19 protein-coding genes are annotated in these 20639 nt (G+C 45.1%); 6 read left to right on the top strand and 13 right to left on the bottom strand.

Annotated elements, in window-relative coordinates:
• Positions 1–91 precede the first annotated feature (91 nt).
• The 3 genes from manA to OCV56_RS20780 all read left to right on the top strand — a co-directional run bounded on the left by manA (position 92) and on the right by OCV56_RS20780 (position 3490).
• Positions 92–1309: a mannose-6-phosphate isomerase, class I gene (manA, locus tag OCV56_RS20770; RefSeq protein WP_086714371.1), complete on the top strand. Its 1218-nt coding sequence runs from the start codon at positions 92–94 to the stop codon at positions 1307–1309.
• Between the two features lie 299 nt (positions 1310–1608).
• The gene (locus OCV56_RS20775; protein WP_086714373.1) at positions 1609–2049 is read left to right on the top strand and encodes a PTS sugar transporter subunit IIA; all 441 of its coding nucleotides are present in this window, start codon (positions 1609–1611) and stop codon (positions 2047–2049) included.
• Positions 2050–2062: 13 nt separating this feature from the next.
• Positions 2063–3490, top strand: a complete 1428-nt coding sequence (locus OCV56_RS20780) for a fructose-specific PTS transporter subunit EIIC (RefSeq protein WP_086714374.1) — start codon at positions 2063–2065, stop codon at positions 3488–3490.
• 75 nt (positions 3491–3565) lie between these two features.
• Here the strand turns inward: OCV56_RS20780 and OCV56_RS20785 are convergent, their stop codons facing one another.
• Positions 3566–4342, bottom strand: a complete 777-nt coding sequence (locus OCV56_RS20785; protein ID WP_050651339.1) for a transporter substrate-binding domain-containing protein — start codon at positions 4340–4342, stop codon at positions 3566–3568.
• 124 nt (positions 4343–4466) lie between these two features.
• On the opposite strand from OCV56_RS20785, the gene OCV56_RS20790 reads away from it, so the two are divergent.
• Positions 4467–5207 carry an amino acid ABC transporter permease gene (locus OCV56_RS20790; RefSeq protein ID WP_086714892.1) on the top strand — a complete coding sequence of 247 codons (741 nt, stop codon included), beginning with the start codon at positions 4467–4469 and terminating at the stop codon, positions 5205–5207.
• Positions 5208–5352: 145 nt separating this feature from the next.
• Here the strand turns inward: OCV56_RS20790 and OCV56_RS20795 are convergent, their stop codons facing one another.
• From OCV56_RS20795 to OCV56_RS20830, 8 genes are all read right to left on the bottom strand, one after another.
• Positions 5353–6483 (bottom strand): ABC transporter ATP-binding protein, encoded by a 1131-nt coding sequence (locus OCV56_RS20795; protein WP_086714376.1) that lies wholly within the window; start codon positions 6481–6483, stop codon positions 5353–5355.
• Positions 6484–6539: 56 nt separating this feature from the next.
• Positions 6540–7274 carry an HAD family hydrolase gene (locus OCV56_RS20800; RefSeq protein WP_086714378.1) on the bottom strand — a complete coding sequence of 245 codons (735 nt, stop codon included), beginning with the start codon at positions 7272–7274 and terminating at the stop codon, positions 6540–6542.
• Positions 7264–8733, bottom strand: coding sequence for a CehA/McbA family metallohydrolase (locus OCV56_RS20805; RefSeq protein ID WP_086714380.1), 1470 nt, complete (start codon positions 8731–8733; stop codon positions 7264–7266). The genes OCV56_RS20800 and OCV56_RS20805 overlap by 11 nt, the downstream gene beginning before the upstream one ends.
• Before the next feature lie 103 nt (positions 8734–8836).
• Entirely contained in the window at positions 8837–10117 is a 1281-nt protein-coding gene (locus OCV56_RS20810) for an extracellular solute-binding protein (RefSeq protein WP_086714382.1), read from the bottom strand.
• A gap of 6 nt (positions 10118–10123) precedes the next feature.
• Positions 10124–11071: a carbohydrate ABC transporter permease gene (locus OCV56_RS20815; protein ID WP_086714384.1), complete on the bottom strand. Its 948-nt coding sequence runs from the start codon at positions 11069–11071 to the stop codon at positions 10124–10126.
• Positions 11072–11094: 23 nt separating this feature from the next.
• On the bottom strand, positions 11095–11979 hold the full coding sequence (locus OCV56_RS20820) for a carbohydrate ABC transporter permease (protein ID WP_063521772.1): 885 nt from the start codon (positions 11977–11979) through the stop codon (positions 11095–11097).
• A gap of 84 nt (positions 11980–12063) precedes the next feature.
• Positions 12064–12966, bottom strand: coding sequence for a LysR substrate-binding domain-containing protein (locus OCV56_RS20825; RefSeq protein ID WP_086714386.1), 903 nt, complete (start codon positions 12964–12966; stop codon positions 12064–12066).
• 160 nt (positions 12967–13126) lie between these two features.
• The gene (locus OCV56_RS20830; protein WP_086714387.1) at positions 13127–14752 is read right to left on the bottom strand and encodes an ABC transporter substrate-binding protein; all 1626 of its coding nucleotides are present in this window, start codon (positions 14750–14752) and stop codon (positions 13127–13129) included.
• Between the two features lie 143 nt (positions 14753–14895).
• On the opposite strand from OCV56_RS20830, the gene mpaA reads away from it, so the two are divergent.
• Positions 14896–15600 (top strand): murein tripeptide amidase MpaA, encoded by a 705-nt coding sequence (gene mpaA, locus OCV56_RS20835; protein ID WP_150330727.1) that lies wholly within the window; start codon positions 14896–14898, stop codon positions 15598–15600.
• Positions 15601–15684: 84 nt separating this feature from the next.
• On the opposite strand, the gene OCV56_RS20840 is transcribed toward mpaA, so the two are convergent.
• From OCV56_RS20840 to OCV56_RS20855, 4 genes are all read right to left on the bottom strand, one after another.
• Positions 15685–16773 (bottom strand): DUF4238 domain-containing protein, encoded by a 1089-nt coding sequence (locus OCV56_RS20840; protein WP_086714390.1) that lies wholly within the window; start codon positions 16771–16773, stop codon positions 15685–15687.
• Between the two features lie 192 nt (positions 16774–16965).
• Positions 16966–17310: a DMT family transporter gene (locus OCV56_RS20845; protein WP_086714392.1), complete on the bottom strand. Its 345-nt coding sequence runs from the start codon at positions 17308–17310 to the stop codon at positions 16966–16968.
• A gap of 142 nt (positions 17311–17452) precedes the next feature.
• On the bottom strand, positions 17453–18802 hold the full coding sequence (locus tag OCV56_RS20850) for an ATP-binding protein (protein WP_086714393.1): 1350 nt from the start codon (positions 18800–18802) through the stop codon (positions 17453–17455).
• Positions 18795–19502: a response regulator transcription factor gene (locus OCV56_RS20855; protein WP_086714395.1), complete on the bottom strand. Its 708-nt coding sequence runs from the start codon at positions 19500–19502 to the stop codon at positions 18795–18797. The genes OCV56_RS20850 and OCV56_RS20855 overlap by 8 nt, the downstream gene beginning before the upstream one ends.
• Before the next feature lie 395 nt (positions 19503–19897).
• Here OCV56_RS20855 and OCV56_RS20860 point away from each other — a divergent pair, with 395 nt between their 5' ends.
• Positions 19898–20512 (top strand): hypothetical protein, encoded by a 615-nt coding sequence (locus OCV56_RS20860; RefSeq protein ID WP_086714397.1) that lies wholly within the window; start codon positions 19898–19900, stop codon positions 20510–20512.
• Positions 20513–20639: the final 127 nt, after the last annotated feature.

Consider the following 20639-nt stretch of genomic DNA (forward strand, 5'->3'; position numbering starts at 1 on the left):
ATTTCAACTCCAATGGCTTGAGCCCACTCTACTCTCAGATTTCATTAGGCCGAGTAGAGCTCAAGCCATGTTTCCTTTCATGGTGATTTCGATGTCTGATTTTTCTTTAGCGAACGATTCGTTCGTACAACGCTTTTTCTACCCTATGACCAACGTGATTCAAAACTACGCATGGGGTAGCCCTTCTTCGTTCAACCAACTGTTTGGAATTGATAACCAGTCTGGCGAGCCACAAGCAGAGATCTGGATGGGCGCTCACCCAAATGGTTGTTCAATGGTGAACGACAACGGGCAACAGACCACACTGTCGAGCTTGATCTCTAAGAACCTAAACCTGTTTTTAAGCGAGAAAGTGGCGAGTCGCTTTGGTGAACTCCCTTATCTTTTCAAAGTATTAGCTGCTGAGAAAGCACTCTCTGTTCAAGTTCACCCAAACAAGCAACAAGCGGAATCGGGATATGCACTAGAAGAGCAACAAGGCATTCCGATGACAGCGGGCAACCGTAACTACAAAGATCCCAACCACAAGCCAGAATTGGTGTATGCCCTAACCGACTACACGGCGATGAATGGCTTTAGATCGATCAGCGAGATCCTTGAGCACTTCCACTACCTCGATATTCCTGAGCTGCACTCGATGGTTAACGACCTCGCGGGCGATCAAACACCCAATGGCTTAGCCTGCTTTTTTTCGAGCTTACTGTCTTTGGAAGGTGAACAAAAAGGCATGGCGTTAACTATGCTTCTGATGAAGGCCAAACTCTCTGATGCACCCGTATTCCAATTGATTTCAGATCTTGAAGCGCAATACCCTGGTGATGTCGGCTTGTTCGCTCCGCTACTATTGAACGTGATAACCCTAAAGCCAGGGCAAGCCATGTATCTGGATGCCGAAACGCCTCACGCTTACATCAAAGGCACAGGCTTAGAAATCATGGCGAACTCAGACAATGTGTTGCGTGCAGGGCTGACGCCTAAATACATGGACGTAAATGAACTGGTTTCTTGTACTCGATTTAATGAAAAGCCCGCGGATAGATTACTGCTCAACCCGATTGAACAAGGTGATGTGATGGAATACGAAATTCCCGTCGAGGATTTTAAGTTCTCTATCGTGCAAAACTCGCATCAACGCAAGATCACTACCGAAAGCGCAGAGATCCTACTACCACTCGACGAGTCCATGGTGCTCACTCACCAATGCGGCGAAACCTGTGTGATAGAGAAAGGCCAATCGGTGTTCATTCCTGCTTATGCTGAGAGTTACAAACTGGACTGCGTTGGCCGAGTAGCGCGCGCTTACAGCTAGCTTTCTAACAACTCACAACACACTCTTCATGCCCTGCTTTTGCGGGGCATTTTTGTTTCTACTGCTTTTGTGTTCCTAGATCTTTTTTGTCCCTACAGCTCTTTTATTCCTACAGAAAGTTATTTCAACGCCGAAATACACCATCAAATATGACCCATCTCACACTGGATGAATGATGCAAATCACACTTAATTTTGCTTGGTACAAATGTACAGTGAAGGGCTTTTATTTGCTATTTCGCGAATCAGGTTAATCCATTAATTTTAATTCAAGAACTTCAATAGTGAATGAGTTAATAAATGATCACACAGCTAACTAACGTCAACTTAATTAATAACAACCTTCAAACGAATAATAAAAAAGAACTGTTTGAAGAATTGGCAGGCATGTTATTTGAGAATAACCGAATCAGCAGTAAGGAAGCCTTTTTGGCAGACATTGAAATTCGTGAATCTCAAAGCATCACCTCAATGGACGGCATCGCTTACCCACACTCAAAAAGCAAGGCAGTAACGGAGCCAGCGATTGCTGTGGGTGTAAAACGAGAAGGCATTGAGTATGGCGATGAAGACGGCATTAATCCAACCGTGTTTTTTATGATTGCTTCACCAGACAACGGTGCTGATCATCATATTTATGTACTACAAGAACTATTTGGAAAATTCAGTGATGAATTTATCCAAAATATCCATAACGCAAAAGATGAACATCAAATCCTTAATATTTTAATTAATTCATAAGGCGTAGACAATTATGAGCACCCTAGCAAACCAAGCTACGAATACCAGTAGCAATTCTAATAACAGAAATAGTAGTAGCGACTATAAAAAGCTCCTTAGTACCATGAAAGGCCACCTGCTTTTTGGTACATCACATATGCTGCCTTTCATTGTAGCCGGTGGTGTTCTGTTGGCGTTGGCGGTAATGGCATCGGGTAAAGGTGCCGTTCCAGCAGATGGCTTGCTGGCAGACATCTCCAACATCGGTATCAAGGGCCTTGTTCTTTTCCCAATCATTCTTGGCGGCTTTATTGGTTACTCAATTGCGGATAAACCAGCACTAGCACCAGCAATGATCTCTTCTGGCATCATGGCAGACATGGGCGGCGGCTTCCTCGGCTGTATCGTTGCTGGCTTCATCGCAGGTGGCGTGGTGCTTCAACTTAAGAAGATCCCACTATCTACCAACATGACCGCACTAGGTGCTTACTTCATCTACCCGCTTGTTGGTACGCTAATCTCTGCAGGTATCGTACTGTGGGGCATCGGTGAGCCAATCAAACTGTTCATGGCATCAATGAACGAGTTCCTAGCGTCAATGGCCGGTGCATCTAAGATGGTTCTGGGTACAATCCTTGGTGGTATGACGGCATTTGATATGGGCGGTCCAATCAACAAAGTGGCAACCCTATTCGCTCAAACTCAAGTAGACACACAACCATGGTTGATGGGTGGCGTAGGCATCGCAATTTGTACACCGCCACTAGGTATGGCATTGGCAACTTTCCTATTCAAAAACAAGTTCTCTAAACAAGAACAAGAAGCAGGTAAAGCGGCGGCAATCATGGGCTCTATCGGTATCTCTGAAGGTGCAATCCCATTCGCAGCGAACGACCCAATGCGTGTGCTTCCTTCAATCGTTGCCGGTGGTATCGTTGGCTGTGTGTTTGGCTTCATGACAGACATCCTACTTCACGCACCATGGGGCGGTCTAATCACTGCACCTGTATCAAGCAACATCCCTATGTACGTGGTCGGTATCGCACTAGGCTCTCTAACCACAGCGGTTATCGTTGGCTTCTGGAAACCAGTAGTCGTTGAAACAGAAGAGGACACAGTTGAAGCTGCGCCAGTTCAGGCTCAAACAGCACCTGTAGCAGGCGAAGGCGAGTACGACATCGTAGCAGTAACATGTTGCCCTTCTGGTGTTGCACACACCTTTATGGCTGCCAAAGCACTAGAGAAGGCTGGTGCGGCTGCAGGTCTGAAGATTAAGGTAGAAACACAAGGTCAAAATGGTATTCAAAACCGCATCACCGACCTAGATGTAGCAAATGCGAAACTGGTTATCTTGGCTCACGATATTCAAGTGAAAGACGCTCACCGCTTTGCCAATGCGAACGTGATTGAGTGTTCTACTAAGGAAGCGATGAAGAAAGCTGCAACACTGGTCGTCGCATAACCCAACGTCAAGTTAGCTCCTAACTCTAGAGCCCTACCCCCTAAGGGCTCTATTTTTCTCTTCTCTATGAGCTCGTTACATGCTCTTCAGTCCCCACTTCTCAGCGGTTTGCTTGAAGAAACCTTGCGTCTTTTTCAATTCAACCCAGTGGTTAATGTAGTTAATCCAAACCTGATCATCTTGTGGTAGTAGCATCGCAATTGGAGTTGGTTTGCGTGGCTCTTTCACCGGAACTATCGCGAGTTGTTTAAACTTCTCGACTAAGGTTGCAGCCTCTACGTTTGAAGTCACGGAGACATCGGCGCGGCGAGCTAAAAGCTCTTGGAAATCCCGTGCTGGCGCTTCAATCACGATGTGTTGTGCCGATGGGAAGAAGTCCTTCACCATTTTTTCTTGTACTGTGCCGAGCGTGGCAGCAACTTTGATTTCTGCTTTGTCAAAGTCACTCCAATCAGAGAACTTCTCTATGTCTTTCTTTTGCACAACAGGGACGAAAGCCAGATAGAAATAGGGTTGGCTGTACCCCGCGACTTTTGCTCGAGACATGTTGAGCGATGCGCTGCCAGTCACGTCGTATTTGTTGGCTGTGATGCCATTCACCAAGGTTTTCCAGTCTGTTGCGACGTATTCCACTTTAACGCCTAGGTCCTTAGCCAACTCAGTCGTGACATCGATATCAAAGCCGCGGTAGCTATTGGTCGCTGGATCCTTCATCGTCATTGGGTTCCAATCCCCCGTTGTACCAACGCGAAGAACTCCGGCATCGAGTATCTCCTGCAAACGACTTTGTGCATGTGCAATTTGTGTAAAAGCAAGTAAGCACATTCCTAATGCAATTAAGCTTTTCTTCATTTTTTATTCCTTCAAAGAATGCTGATTTCTAAGTGATGAATGTAGATATTCTTCTTAATTATTAACCATTAAACAGATTTGGTTGTTAACATAGCAATAACAAATGGAGTTTTTGGGAGTAAATGTGAACTATCGTCACTTATCGCTAGTTTCTCTGCTGTTTCTGACAGGATGTTCAGACTACCAATGGGGATGGTATGTACTCGACCCGTCGACGGAGCAGGGGCGAACTAACATTCAGTTTTTGATGGCTGGTTTTAGCGAGACTATTCAGGTTTCGTTGCTAAGCATGTTTTTTGCTATGGCTCTGGGTCTATTGGTCGCCTTTCCAGCGCTTTCTAGTTCTCCAATACTCAGGGGGATTAATCGACTTTACGTAGAGGTGATGCGTTCTATCCCTGTATTGGTATTGCTATTGTGGGTGTATTACGGAATGCCGACATTACTCGATGTCTCTTTGAACCACTTCTGGGCAGGGGTAATCGCATTGACCGTTGCCGAGAGCGCCTTTATGGCAGAAGTGTTTCGTGGGGGGATTCAAGCGATTAATCGTGGCCAACATGAAGCGGCCGAATCCTTAGGATTAACCTATTGGCAAAAAATGCGATTCGTTATCCTACCGCAGGCATTCCGTCAGATACTGCCGCCCTTGGGCAATCAGTTTGTTTATATCCTCAAGATGAGTTCGCTAGTGAGTGTGATTGGTTTGAGTGATTTAACAAGACGAGCAAATGAGCTGGTGGTGAACGAATATTTACCTTTAGAGATCTATACGTTTCTGGTTTTGGAGTACCTTGTTCTTATTTTGGTCGTATCACAAGCGGTTCGTTGGCTAGAAAAAAGAATTGCGATACCGAGCCATTAAATGGTTCTAACCCTCAAGAGTGTTTAGCTATCTCCAACAAAAAAGCCTCGAGTACAGTCCCGAGCTCCTGTTGATACTCCTCCTAAGAAAAATCCCCACTCATCTGAGCGGGGATTTCTTTATTTTGACTCTTCGACACATCGACTTATTCAGTCAGTGCTTCTTCTGTCTCTAAATCAAACAGGTGACACTGTGAAGTGTTGAAGTGAAGCACTGTCTCTTCGCCATTATCTGCCGTGCGATCAGCATCGAAAGGCACGCGAGCCACCAGCTTATCGGCACCCAATTTGAAGTAGAGATATAGCTCGTTACCCATAGATTCGACCACATCAAGCCTGTGCGTTTGAGTATTTACCTCAGACAACGGCGCATCATGATTAGCCAGTTGAATGTGCTCAGGGCGAACACCGAACCACACCCACTCACCCATCTTTTCACGAGCGATAATCTGCTTGTCTTGTGGCAGCGTCCAACGAGTACCACTTTCAGAGACCACGTTCATCACACCGTCAATCTCATCCAATCTCACCTTGAGAAGATTCATCGCTGGCGAACCAATAAAGCCCGCAACAAACTTGTTTGCTGGGTATTGATAAAGATTCATTGGCGTATCGACCTGCATGATCTCGCCTTGGTTCAACACACAAATGCGGTCGCCAAGAGTCATGGCTTCCACCTGATCGTGTGTCACGTAGATCATGGTGGCGTTCTGCCCTTCTTGCTTCAGATTGTTATGCAGCTGCGCAATGCTGACTCGCGTTGAAACTCGCAGCTTCGCATCCAAGTTAGACAAAGGCTCATCAAACAAGAACACATCTGGTTTACGAACCATCGCACGACCAAGCGCGACACGCTGCCTTTGACCACCAGACATTTCACCCGGCTTATTATTTAGCAGGTGTTCGATATCCAGAGTCTTGGCTGCATCTTCAATTCGCTCATTGATTTCATGCTTTGGCAGCTTCTGTTGCTTCAGACCAAAAGCCATATTGTCGTATACCGACATGTGCGGATAAAGCGCGTAGTTCTGAAACACCATCGAGATGCCGCGATCTTTAGGTGGCAATTCGTTTACACGCTTATCGCCAATGTAGACATCGCCTTCTGAGATATCTTCAAGGCCTGCGATCATACGAAGTGTCGTAGATTTTGCGCAGCCAGACGGCCCAACAAACACCATGAACTCACCTTCGCGAATATTCAGATCGACACCGTGCACGGCCTTAAAACCATTTGGGTAGGTTTTTTCTACCCCTCTCAGTGTGACTTCAGCCATAACCTGTCCTTAAATCAATTGGTTAAATACTATCTTTGCAATCTGTCGTGGACGTTTTAGCCACGTTCTTGCAGTTGGTTGAGCTCAAAATGGGCGACTGATGCGATAACCAGATCCGCTACTGGCTCTAGCTCACTGTGTTGTGCAGTTCCCGTCAGCACGCCGACATTGCTTGCACCTGCATTGCGGCCAAACTCCATATCCGAAACCGTGTCACCAAACATGATCACTTCATGTGGCTCAATACCGCATTGCTCACAGAAGGCATTAAGCAGTGCTGGCGCTGGTTTAGGTTCGATATCACCATCGGAATAACCAACATAATCGAACATCTCACTCAAACCCGATTGCTCTAGTGTGTAGATCGTTGAGTCTTTGGTGTCTGCAGTCGCGATGCCTAAAATCATGCCCTGTTGTTTAAACACACCCAGCTTTTCAGCCACACCCGGTAGTGCTTCAATCCAGCTTGGGTTCTCTTCCACTTCGTCATTGAAAGCGGCTTTGGTCACCTTAGTGAACTCAGCGAGTGAGACATTAGGTTGCAGCATGTTGAACCACGCTGTCGCGGTATCTTCCACTGGGTTTGAGGCTAATAGTCCATAGTTATCAACTACATCACCTTCAACACCGATGGCCAAGAGTAACTCAGCAGGTGTGACAGTTTGATTACCCTGATACTGGTCACTGTAAGATTTCACACGCTCACAAGCACCACGAGAAACGTTAAGCCACATCTTGTGGAACTCTAACAATGTGCCGTCTTTATCAAATAACATCGCCTTAAACTTCATCACGGCTCATTCGCTCCATTAGTTCTCCCCAAGTACGCACTAGGGGTTGATTAAATTCTGGTTGTTTGCCATCGAATACGGCGTTGATGCAGCCTTCAAAATCATGCTCGTCAGATTCAGATTGAGTGCTGTTGGTTAATGCTGAAGAAAGATCCCCACGACGAATATCGACACGGCACCAACGGTAGCCTTCATCAATATGGATACTTTGCAGCTCATCACTCAAAGCGATTCGATCGACAATCTCGCCATCTACCACGCACTCCGCGTAGTAAGGGTTTTCTGAGTCAGAGACGGCAATTCGATATGTTAGTGGCTGACCTTGAGAGTCACTGCCCGGTAACAAATCACCTAAGTTGATATCAAACTTCAAGCCGCAACGGCGCTCTAGGTAAACTTGTCCATTACGCATTCCAGACAAGATGCCTTCACCACTCAAACCATGGCTGTAAACGAATGTTGATGGGTCACCGTAGATAGAAGGCTCATCCGATTTAGGATTACGTTCATGCGGCTCAAGGTGTGAATCGCTGCCGCCAATCGCGGTTATGCGCTGGCCACAATTCCACATTTCATTGAGAACCAATAACGCTTCTTCGGTCGCTTTCGGTGAAGTCGACCAAGTTGGGTCACAACACACTTCAAACGTAGACACTTGGCTGAGATCGACTTGATCGTAATGCCAATGCCACGGCTTCATCATCGGATGGTTAATGCCAAGGGAGCTGTGTCCACTTTTTGCCAAATTCAATCCTGCTTCCATGGTCGCTTGGCTGCTGTGTTCAACGTCTCTAAGGTCCAAAGACTTAACCGGACCATGCACATTGAAGTGCCCGAGATCGGTCGTGACTTCTAACGCAGGTAAGAACAAGCACTGCTTTGATACTGGCAGTTTAGGCTGGCAGATGTTGTGCTCTGTAAAGAAGAAAAAATCGAGCCCTTGTGATTCCACAATGCCTTTAGCCGCAGCCAAGGTATTGTGACCATCAGAAAGCTGAGTGTGAGCGTGTAAATCGCCACGATACCAACGAGAATCAGAACTCAGCATGTGACTGTAATCAAACTCGATATCGTGAAAACTTGTCACCGTTGGGTTTAGTTCTAGCTCAACATCTTTATTCGCTAACTCTTCAGAGCAAAGTACATCGACTTGATACTGCATCGCACGCTCGGTACGAAACTCACCTTCAAGGTTGTAAAGCTCTAAGAACCATTCGCCCGATGGAATCGCCCCATCAATCGCGCCTAAACCAGAGTTTTTCGGTTGGATAGTGAGTGACTTGTGCGCCTTTTCAAATAGCACTTTGCCACGAAATGCTTGGTTGGCATCATACGCCGCTGCGTACAAGAATCCTTTTTTCACCGTTGTGCCGGTAATGGTTACGCTGTGAGAACCTGCTGGCACATCAAAGGGGATACGTACTCTGCCAAACGGCAGCTCACCTTGAAATTGGGTCATTGTCTTCACCAAGTTCGTCCTAATTGAAGGACTGGGTCAAAATAGGCCCACCCGAATAGATGGGCCTTAATGCGTGCAAAGATAGTTTTGTTATCTTTACGGATTAAGAACGATTCGCTCGGTCTAGTGCACGTTGTGCTTTCTTAGCCGCTTGTTTTAGCGCTTTATCAGCAGGCACGTTTTGGATTTGAATCTGGTCCGCAGCTACCTTCAGCGCATCCATGATCTTACCGTTGGTAGGGTCGAGGAAATCTTTGGTCGCCGTGTTTGCTTGCTTCAACGGAATCAGGGCTTGCGGGTTATCTTTGGTGAACGCTTGGTATTCTGGAACTTCAGAAACACTGTTGCGCACTGGGATGTAACCTGTGAACATTGACCAAGCTGCAGTGTTTTTCGCGTTGGTGTAGAACTCAACAAACTCAAATGCACCTTTCGCCGCTGCGTCATCTGTGCCTTTTGGCATTACGTAAACCAGCGCACCTGCTTGTGGTGCAGAAGGGTTTGAGCCCCAACCTGGTTGCGTGGTTGCTGAAAGCTTAGTGAAGTCCAAGTCACCTTGGTCACCCGATGAACCGGTGTAGCCTAGTGCGTTGTCTTTCATCACATCATCAATGGTTTTGTACCAGTATTCCCAACCTTGACCACCGTAGTGAATACGCATGATTTGATCATCGTGGATCCACTTACGGAAGCTGTCCCACACCTCAACCCACTCAGGAGAGTCAATCAGCACTTTCTTACCGTCATCACTGATGATCTTGGCGCCATTAGAGAATGCCGCGTCAATCATGTTGTCTTGACCCCACATCGGCTCCCAGCCGTAGAAGGTCACATTACCTTTATCATCACGTTGTGTGACTTTCTCTGCGACCTTAGCCACGCCTTGCCATGTGTTTAGATCTTGCTCAGTAAAGCCGTTATCTGCCAACACCTGCTTGTTGTAGTAGAACACTTGAGTTGTACCGTAAGCAGGTAGACCGATGATGGTGCCGTCGTCTGCCGTCACTTGATCTTTGAACGCGCCAATGAAATCAGAGAAGTTGAACTCTTCATCCATGAACGGCGTTAGGTCACGGCTCAAACCACGCCCGTGCATCGCTTCCGCACGACCTGAATCTAGCAGCACAAGTTCAGGTGCCGTTTTCGACGCTAAACCAGCTTGCAGCTTCTGGTAGGTTTCCGTGTAGTTACCTTGCAATGCAGGCTTCACCACATACTCATCTTGGCTCGCGTTGAACTCTTCGATGAGCTTAGTCATCATTTGCTGTGGCTTAGTACCACCGGAATACCAAAAGTTAACTTCGGTTGCCGCAAGAACACTGCTAGAGAACATAGACGCGCTTGCTGCGCCAGCACACACTAGTGCGAGAGTTTTTAGTTTCATTTCCGTTTACTCTTTTACGCCGTTATCGGCGATACCTGAAAGAATCGTCTTTTGACAAATGACGAATAGAATTAACAAAGGCAATACTGCAATGGTGCTCGCCGCCATGATTTGCGACCAGTTCAACCCATAGTTACCTTCGGCAATAAAGTAGTGACGAATACCAGTAGCGATCAGGTTTAAATCCTGAGTCGTAATCACCAGACTTGGCCACATGTAGCTGTTGTAATTGGTAATAAAAGTGATGAGGAACAGTGTTGCGACTGCTGCTCGGCATTGCGGTAAGATGATTGCCCATAAGATCTTGAGCTCACCTGCACCATCAATTCGTGCCGCTTCAATCAGCGACGGATGCACCTTGATAAACACTTGGCGTAGATAGAACACACCGAACACCGACGCCGCGTTCGACGCCACCAAGCCCATGTGTGAATCCAACAAACCCAGTTTTGCCAAGGTGATGTAAGACGGAATGTAAGTCACTGCGCCCGGCAGCATGTAACAACCCATCACGATGAAATAGAGCACTGTCTTCGAACGAAATTTCAGCTGAGTTAGCGCGTATGCAAACATCGCCGAATTCACAATCACCAACAAGGTAGTGAACAAAGCCACACTAAAGCTGTTGAAGATGTACAAGCCAAACGGCGCGCTGTGGAAGGTTTCGACAAAGGTTTCCCAGCGAAACTGCTCTGGAATCAAGTCCAGCGGGTTAGCAAAAATCTCATCGTTGCTTTTCAGTGAACCAGACAACATCCATAAGAACGGAAACACCATGATGGTTCCACAGGTTGCCAAAAACAGGTGCTTAGCCAGTGCGAGGAACGAACGGCGATCCGCTGAGGCTTTCTTTGACGCAACTTCTGACTTCGTCGCTTTGACTTGAGCTCTAACTTTGGTTTTCGCTGCGCTCTGATTTAAGACTTGATTGGCATCCAATACTTGCGTGGTCATAATTCTGTCCTTTCAAAAATCGACTAGTAGTACACCCAGCGCTTGCCGATGTAGGTATTAATAAGTGCCAGCAATCCAGTAATCAGGAATATCACTAACGATGTCGCGGCCGCAGGTCCCATTTCGTAACGTTCGAACGCTTGTTGGTAGAACAAGTACAACAAGGTACGTGTCTCACCACCCGGCCCGCCCTGCGTTAAGATCTGGAACTGATCGAACGCCTGCATCGCCGTGATAATGTTGACCACTACCAAGAAGAATGTGGTTGGTGAAATCAGTGGCAGCGTTATCTTCAAAAAGCGCGTTAAGCTGCTGCAACCATCAATCAAAGACGCCTCATACAGTGATTCTGGAATCTTGTTGAGTGCACTAATGTAGAACAGCATCGTCCAACCAATCGCCTGCCATACCGTCACGATAATCACCGCAACCAAGGCTGTGTCTCCGTTCTCTAACCATGGAATCGCACTAAACCCTGCCGACTCCAATAAGTGGTTTGCCAAACCCGATTTGGTCTCGAATACCCAAGACCACACAATCGAAACTGCTACCGTTGGTGTAATCCACGGTGAGAAAATAACCGCTCGATAAAACTGGCTGCCCTTGAAGTTTTTGTGCAGCAACATGGCAAACACAAGACCAAGAAGGATGGTGGGAATCACCACACCGACTGAGAACCAAAACGTGTTGAGCATCGCTTGGATGAACTCGTAGTCCTCAACCATGTACTCGTAATTTTCTAAACCGATGAACGAATAATCTGGCGAGATGTAATCCCAATCAGTGAAGCTGATGTAAATCGAATAACCAAATGGTACGAGCCAAAAAGTAAACAGTGGCACCAACAACGGTGCAGTAAATAGCAGTACCTTTAAGCGGTTTTTCATTGGTTCTGAGAAAGCACTCATGGTGACCTCGTCCTTATTTGTATGCGGTTAAATTAAGGGGTTTGTGTGACAGGTTAGTAAGAGCGCCCTTCATTTTTTTTATGGCTACCCATTAGAAAATCTTTCTTCCAGCTCGCCATCTTCCATCTGGTGATAAAGCCAATCACAAAAGAAATTCACCTTGGCACTGCGCCTGTGTTTAGTAATCAAATAGTGGGCTGATTCAGCAGGCATTGAGGACTCTGTTGCCAAAACAAGTTCGTTTTTCTCCAACAGCTCAGACACCGCAAGCGAACGCACTAACAACACGCCAATACCATGTTTGACCGCCTCTAAAGCGTGCAGAGAGTTACTCACTTCAAGTAGCACCTTCGGTAAAGTCATCTCGAATTGGTTGTGACTCAGCCATTGCAGCCAGTTCTCTCGGTAGCCTTTTACTTGCACGGTCGGCAGAGCAGAAAAGTCATGTTCAGCCAACGAATCTTGATATTGGTTTTTAAATTCTGGGCTGCACACTAACTGCCAATGCTCTTGAAACAGTCGCTCGCAATGAGTGTCTTCGCTTTCGACCTTACCGTTGGTCAGTTCGATATCGACATTCTGACAAGGGTTGGTAGATGGCCAGTCCACCAGCTGAATATCGAGCCTGATAAAAGGGTATTTTTGATAAAAAGATGGCAGGCGAGGTAACAGCCAGTTATGGCAAAAGGTGTGATTAACGCGAAGGCTCAAGACATCGGTTTCTTTTTCCCCGAACAAGATTTGAGTCTGTAGTTTCAGATGGGCCAATGAGCCCGCAACAATCGGTTGATAATGTTGGGCAGCCGATGTCAGCTGTACGCCTTTGGAGCTGCGTTCAAACAGTGTGGTATCGAGAAAGGTTTCTAAACTTTTAAGCTGTTGACTCACCGCAGCTTGGGTAACGCACAGCTCTCGCGCAGCAGCGCCAATAGAACCGAGGCGGGCAACAGCTTCAAACGCAACAAGGGCACGTAGAGGGGGTAACATGGCTTCACCTGATTGAAATAAAAGTGAAAAATACTTCAGCCAGGTTTCAGTTTTTTGCGCTTACGGTTACAGATTAATGACGAAGGGACGTTGATCAGAGATTTATGATCAACGTCCCTTTTCTTTATTTCAAACTTTTAATGATGTGCCAGAAGCTCAATTACTCTGTGATGTAGAGATCCTTAGAGTAGATACGCCCTTCTACATTGTTCTTCGCAAAACCACCGACACTTGGTCGCACTAGACGGGCCTGCATGTAGTAGTAGATTGGTGCGATCGGCATGTCTTCTGCCAGCAATTGCTCCGCTTGGTCATAGAAACCTTGGCGATCTTGTTCACTGGTTGCGGCTAGTGCGCTGTCCATTGCAGCGTCGTACTTGTCATTGCTGTAGCGAGCAAAGTTACCCGAAGAACCTGAACGCAACAGGCTCAAGAAGGTTGATGCTTCGTTGTAGTCACCACACCAAGAGGCGCGCATCACATCGAAATCACCTTGGCGACGTGATACCAAGTAAGACTTCCACTCTTGGTTTTCGAGTTCGACTTGAGCACCTAGATTACCCTTCAGCATTGACGCAATCGCCACTGCAATCGACTTGTTCGATTCACTGGTGTTGTAAAGCAGTTTGAAATCCAACGGGTTAGACGCATCGTAGCCCGCTTCTTTCAGTAACTCTTTTGCTTTTTGATCGCGTTCCTTTTGAGTCCATTCACTGTATTCAGGCTGAGTCGCATCAAAACCTGCCGTGTACTCATGGGCAAAAGTATAAGCAGGTAGGTTACCCACCTGAGTCACACCATTGGTGATAACGTCACGCATCATAGAATAAGAGACGGCTTTACGTACTCGCGCATCATCAAAAGGTGGTCGCGTAGTATTGAATGCGTAGTAGTAAGTACACAACAGAGGTACTGTGGTAAACGCATCTTGGTATTTGCTTTTAAGCTGCTGCGCCATGTGTGTAGGTACGTCCGAAGTAATATCGACCTCACCCACGGCATAACGGTTAATAGAGGCATTCTGATTCTCAAACGGAATATAAGTCACTTCGGTTAAGTGAGTATCTGAACTGTCCCAATATTTTGGGTTCTTCTTCAGTTCAATACGCTCGTTCACCACCCACTCGTCTAGCACAAATGCACCATTACCAACAAATTGCTTAGGATCGCTCCACGGCTTGTCGCTACTTTCTAGGGCTGCTTTATGCACTGGCATCATGGATGTGTGCCCCGTCATCGCCACAAAGTATGGCACTTGGCTGTCGAGTTCAAAGCGCACTGTATGTTTATCAACAGCCGATACGCCGAGTTCTTCAATCGGCTTCTTACCTTCTGCCACATCAGCAATATTGTTGATTTTGGTGAGCTTCAGGTACCACACATTTGGCGATGCCGTTTTTGGGTCTACCGCGCGTCGTATCGCATACACGAAATCATCGGCCGTCACCGGATCGCCATTCGACCATTGCGCGTCTTTACGCAGGTGGAATACAAACGTCTTGTTGTCTTCGGTTTCCCAAGATTCCGCCACACCTGGAGTAATGTTGCCATCGCGGTCTTGAATCACTAAACCTTCAAACAGGTCACGTAGAATGTGCATTTCCGGTAGGCCCTCAGCCTTTGCCGGGTCAAGTGTCGCCGCTTCTGCATCATTCGCGCGCACCAAGTGTTGTTCTTTCGCCAGAGAAGTTCCCGCAGGCAATGTGTCAGCAACGGCAGTCACTGAGATAAAAGGGGTCAATAGAGATGAAATGAGTAACGCCGTTGAGTGTTTCTTAAAATCCATATGTTTTTGCTCTCCTAGCCTATCTTTGAAGCAAGTAATAAAATTAACAATGCGACTGTTGACGAGTTTTAATGCTTTCGTTTATCTAAGTAGTTTTTGTAATCGTTAATACTTGATAGTACTTGATCAATCAGGAGATAAAGGTGAGTTTAATTCCAAGAACGGAAAGAGCTGCATTTTCAATAAAGCCGCTACCATATGGAAAGTCGGTATTGGGCGCACCCTTGCTCTATTTCCCCGCGCAAGTAGAAAGCGAATCTCGCGGGCTAATCATAGCAGGCACACACGGTGATGAAACCGCGTCTATAGCAGGTTTGTCTTGTGCACTAAGAAGCCTGCCAGCCGCTAACTTGAGACACGATGTGATCTTGTCGATGAACCCAGATGGTAACCAGCTAGGCACACGCGCCAACGCTAACCAAGTCGATTTGAACCGCGCATTCCCGACGCAAAACTGGACAGAAGACGGCACCGTCTATCGCTGGAGCTCTCACACATCAGTCAGAGATGTAAAAGTAAAAACTGGGCAAGCCGACCAACTTGAACCGGAAGTGCAGTCACTCATCAACCTTATCGAAGCCCGTGAGCCTAAATTCGTCATCTCTTTCCACGAACCACTCGCCATGGTCGATGACCCAAACCAATCGGAACTCGCCACTTGGCTAAGCAAACAGTTCAACCTACCGCTCGTTGAAGACGTGGACTACGAAACCCCAGGCTCATTCGGCACCTGGTGCCAAGAAAGAAACCTGCCGTGCATTACCGTAGAGCTACCTCCGGTTTCTGCGGACCTGACGATAGAGCAGTATTTAGATGCGTTTGTGGCGGTGTTGGGGGGGGGGATATGACTGAACAAATGTTTGTCGATAGTTTTAGCTTTGTTGCATAATTCGGACAGAGAACCAAGCCGCTTGAAATGGAGAGTTACTGAGTTACAGCTTTGCTTTTTTGAAATCTGAATCAGGGTGCATTCTAGCGTGCATAGCGCGAATTAGCCCCATTGCGGAGCCATTTGAATATGCTAGTTTTCTGGCTTTTAATCTTAGAAAACTTGCCCATATAGAAGGGGATGGGTAATGCAACTCTTGATGAATCATTCCCTTCGAGTGGTTTTGAAACTCTTGCCTATCGACTACTCTATATACCTCTTGCCCTACGTCTGATTCATCAAGGACTAGGTAATTGATTTTAAACTTAGATTGAGGTCTATTCTTGAGAGAGCTTTTTAGTAGATTACTTAAGTGAACCTGTTGAGAAGAGCAAGATACGAACAGATTTGCACGACAGTTCAATATTTGTAATTGGTTGAAAAACTTAATATCTTGCACTTGCCTTGCTCTGACCCAACCTTTACTCGATGGTATTTGGTAAATGTCAGAGTCATAAGCAATAAATTGGATTTTCGGAGTTAGAGGAAGGGCAACAAATAGACCTGAACTACCCAATCCAAAGCCTCTACCAGTTTGCCTTAAAGTTAGCATATTCAGTCTGCTTGCTTGTACCGCAGGGTCATCTGAAGTAATAAATTCAATATCAGTCTCATTCTTCACAAGACAGATCTTCAAGTCATCAAGATACCCTCTAACTTCTAAAAACATAGCGATGGAATCTTGCACAGCCTGTTCCATTTCAATTTTAAATTCTTGAGCAGGAACTTTAGCTGCATCTGCTATTTCTCCAGTCATTTCAACATACCGCTTTGATGTCGCCTCGGTACGCTGTTGTTGCAAAATCCAATAGTGAAGCAGAAATTGAGAATCTTCCTTGGTAAGCTCATACCCCTTGCTAGCCACTGAGTCCAACACTCTTGCTAAATTGTTTTCAATAGGCTGAAGAGCTTTTTCTAAACGTAAGTCTTTTCCATAGAAGTAATTTTTAGAGCATTGACCTTTTATGGGAGCGTTAGGTACAAACTTTGCCCTATCAATATTCATTAAGTTGATAGATGCGCGATTATCATCGGAGGAGAATCTTCGAAGATAACATTGTGGAACATAATGTTGGTTTTTATTTGAAGCCATCTAAATTTAGTCCGATATATCAACGATGTAGATTATATCGATTATACCAAGTGTATACCATGTAGCCAGTTGGAATTTAGCTTACTAGCGGGGCCTGGTCTTTCCATTTGCTATTCATTACTATTTGAGCCAAATCATCGATACATAAGCTTGGATACATAACTCATAATGGGGCAAAAACGAGTTAGCCCCCTAATGACTCACCGAACTCGAAAACAGATTAATAATCACCACACCAGCCAAAATTAAAGCGATGCCGATGATCGCGTAGATATCCAGTTTTTGTCCGTAGACCAACCAAGACAATGCTGCGACCAACATTATCCCTGCCCCGCACCAAATCGCATACGCCACACCCAAAGACATGGTTTGCACTGTTAGAGACAACAGGTAGAAAGCACAGCCGTAGCCAGCCAATACTGCGGCAGTGGCAGGTAGAGAAGTAAATTGCTGTGTTTTAGGTAATAAAGAAGTGGCGACAACTTCAAGCACGATAGCGAGTGATAGCATCACTGGCGGTGGGAGAGATAAAAGCATGTTTGGGTCCACAAAGATAAAGTGAACGGCAGTTTGCGCCCTGTTTGTGTCGGCTTAATGTAACCAGTCATCAGCCAATGTTACTGCTCCCTATAGCTTTAATAATGACTTAGCCGAATCACTCAGGGCAAAAACCTATATCTTATGATTCTGGTAACTCTGATGGCCCTTGATATGGAATACAAAAATTAAACTTTGCACCAGAAAAACGACTCTCTTCCACTTCTATACACCAGCCTGAACGTTTCACTGCTGCGTGAGTAATTGCAAGACCCAACCCAAAACCTCCCGTCTTTGAAGTTCGACTCTTATCTAATCTCGAGAAAGGGACAAAAACTTCTTCTCGTTTGTCTTTTGGAATGCCTTCCCCATCATCCTCAACAACCATGCAAACTTCATTAAGTTTAACTTCTATGGTCAGTAAAACTTTTTTACTTGCGTACTTAATGGCATTTTTTATTAAATTATCTACGACCAAGCGAGCCATAGTGTGGTCGCATAAAATCATCACTTCATCGACAAAGTTGCACTCTACACTCACCTCTCCATGAGGTAATGCCTCAACACGAGATCGAACAAACCCCACAAACTCTAAATCCATTTTACGAGCTTCGTAAAATGACGACTCTTTAGAAGTTAACCGCGACAGCTTAATAATATCTTCGGTCAACGTATTAATATCCTCGATATATAGGTCAATATCATCAAGTAATTTAGGATCGATAGAGGGATTTTTTACGCGAATAAGATCACTGACCAATTGAATACGGCTCAATGGAGTGCGAACTTCGTGAGGAATAGCCTGAGCAAACACCTGACTTTGAACAAGGCGGCTCTCAATTTCATCAGCCATACGGTTGAAGTTTTTAGCCACATTACCAACAGGGTCAGGCACACTCGGATCGGCTCTCTTCGAAAAGTTTCCATCACCAAATTGAGCTTGAGTGCTCTGAAATTCCTGCGCCTGATATTGTAATTGTCTTGTAGGAAGGTAAATGGCAAAAATAAAAATCGGAATAACACCACATATCAAGGAAAACAAAAACAGAATAGAAGTAGTTTTAAACCAAGGGGTTGTATAGGTGAAGTAATCTTTATCTTTGGAAAAAACGAGGTAATCAGAGCTGTTTGGGATAGCCATTACCGATGTATAGTACTGTTCACGATCGTAAATAACAGAACCATCGATTTGAGTTAGTTCCTGACACGACGGACAAGGTGGAGAACCATCCCATTGTCTAATAAGCTCGAGTTCCATTGTATAGGAGTGAATTTTATCCTGTAGTTGTAAATCGGCATACAACCCAACACTTTTCTGTTCACTCGCTATATATTTCTCTAAAAAGAGATGGCTGTCTCTGAGAAACGACTCTACGTTACTCTTATATAAATAGCTTTCTCCTACCCCAAAAGTAAAGGTAATAATCAATACAATCGAAACGACAATTCCGATATAGAGCCGACAAAACATACTCGAACATTTGTTAATCATCGACAAGCATATACCCTTTATTTCGAATAGTTCGAATCATGGTTCCAGAGCACTTAGCACTCGCTAATTTTTTCCTCAGGCCTGATATTCTCATATCGACTGAACGGTCATTAAAGCCATGCTCCATACCTCGCAACAACTGGCAACACTGCTCCCTGCTTACAATGTCCCCCTTGTTATCTATTAATATTTGTAAAATCTCGAATTGTGCCGCTGTTAATTGAAGGTCTTGACCTTGGCAAGCCACTATTTTTTTAATTTCATCGATTTGAAAAGCATAAGGGAACTTATTCGGCAACGAAAATTCAGGTTTAGCACTTCTCAATAACCTTCCTTCCTTACGCCTTAGCAGTGCTTCTATCCGGGCTAAAAGAACATGCCCACGAACCGGTTTCGTCATGTAATCATCAGCGCCAAACCGGAGTAAACTGACTTCGCTCATTTCCTCTTCAGATGCAGTGAGCACTAATATCATCCCTTGATAAAATTGCTTTGCCTTCACGCAAATATCGGCTCCGTTCATCCCAGGAAGCATCAAGTCCAGTAAAACCAAATCGGGGTGTACATCTTGAATTATTTGTATTGCATCAGCACCATCATCAATCGCATGGACCTCATAATCATCGGCCTCTAGATACATCTGTACAAGACGACGAATCTCTAAGTCATCTTCAACGATTAGAATTTTACCTTTACTCAAAATCTCACCTAAATAAATCAAGATTGCTTACTAAATATATACCCAGTGATTGTAAATTAAAGCTTCAGTAAAAAAGTAAAATGGATACATAACTTACAAAAGTCATACCTCAAGATCTCATCATCCCAATAGTTGATGCCATATCCTGTAATAATTTGACTTATTTTCTATTATTTTCAGCTGTATCACCCTAAAGCAATTCAATTCGGAAAATTGCTGTTTAATAGCCTAATAAGTAACCATGGAATTTCACTGTATAAAGGCAAAAATATAATCACCAAAATTTCACTCCTTTCATAACACTCACGCCCCTTACAAAACTTACATCTCTTTATTCGACCGAGTTATAAAACAGATTTAATATAACGTTACTGTCTCATTTTTGGATTTAATGTATGAAAGTAATGCTCACTGCGCTAGCCACCTTATTGACGGTATCTCCTGTCTTAGCTAGCAGTAACATCGTTCACGAACTCACTTACATAGGCTTTGGATATAAACATGCAACTCTTGAGAAAGGGGCATTTGCAGATTATTTGGATAACCAATACTCCAATAATGAAGACAAAGCACTCGGTGGTTTGTACCTTAACCTTGGTGTAAATATTACCGAGTCACTATTTATTGAAGGCGATGCTGACTTTGTTACTCGCGTAAGCTCAGAAATCGATACTTGGAAACTTGGGGCGGGGTTTAATGCGTCGATCAACGACCACTTTTCGATACCTACCTCATGTGGTGCAGTCAACTATCGAGCAGACAGTGACTACAGTAATTCATACAGCGAACAAGCTGCCTACTGTAAAACCGGAGCTCGCGTTCAAGCAGCAAAACATTGGCTGATCGATCTCTCCTATCAACACGACTTTTTAGACGTAGATAAAGACACGTTCAAAATGAACAACGTGTTTCAATTTGGACGCGTCTTTGGGTTAGTAGCCGGCATCGAAACATCTAAACGCCGATACTCCGAGAAAGCCTTTAATTTAGGTGTTCAATTCACGATGTAAACCGACTATAGAATTTGACGCATGAGTAGAGCCAATACTTCCATATCGCATACATACGATTACAAAACAGGTTAAGATCCACTATTTTGTCTAAGCTACAATTGGAATATTTAAAATCTTATCCCTT

This window comes from Vibrio gigantis, assembly GCF_024347515.1.
GTDB lineage: Bacteria > Pseudomonadota > Gammaproteobacteria > Enterobacterales > Vibrionaceae > Vibrio > Vibrio gigantis.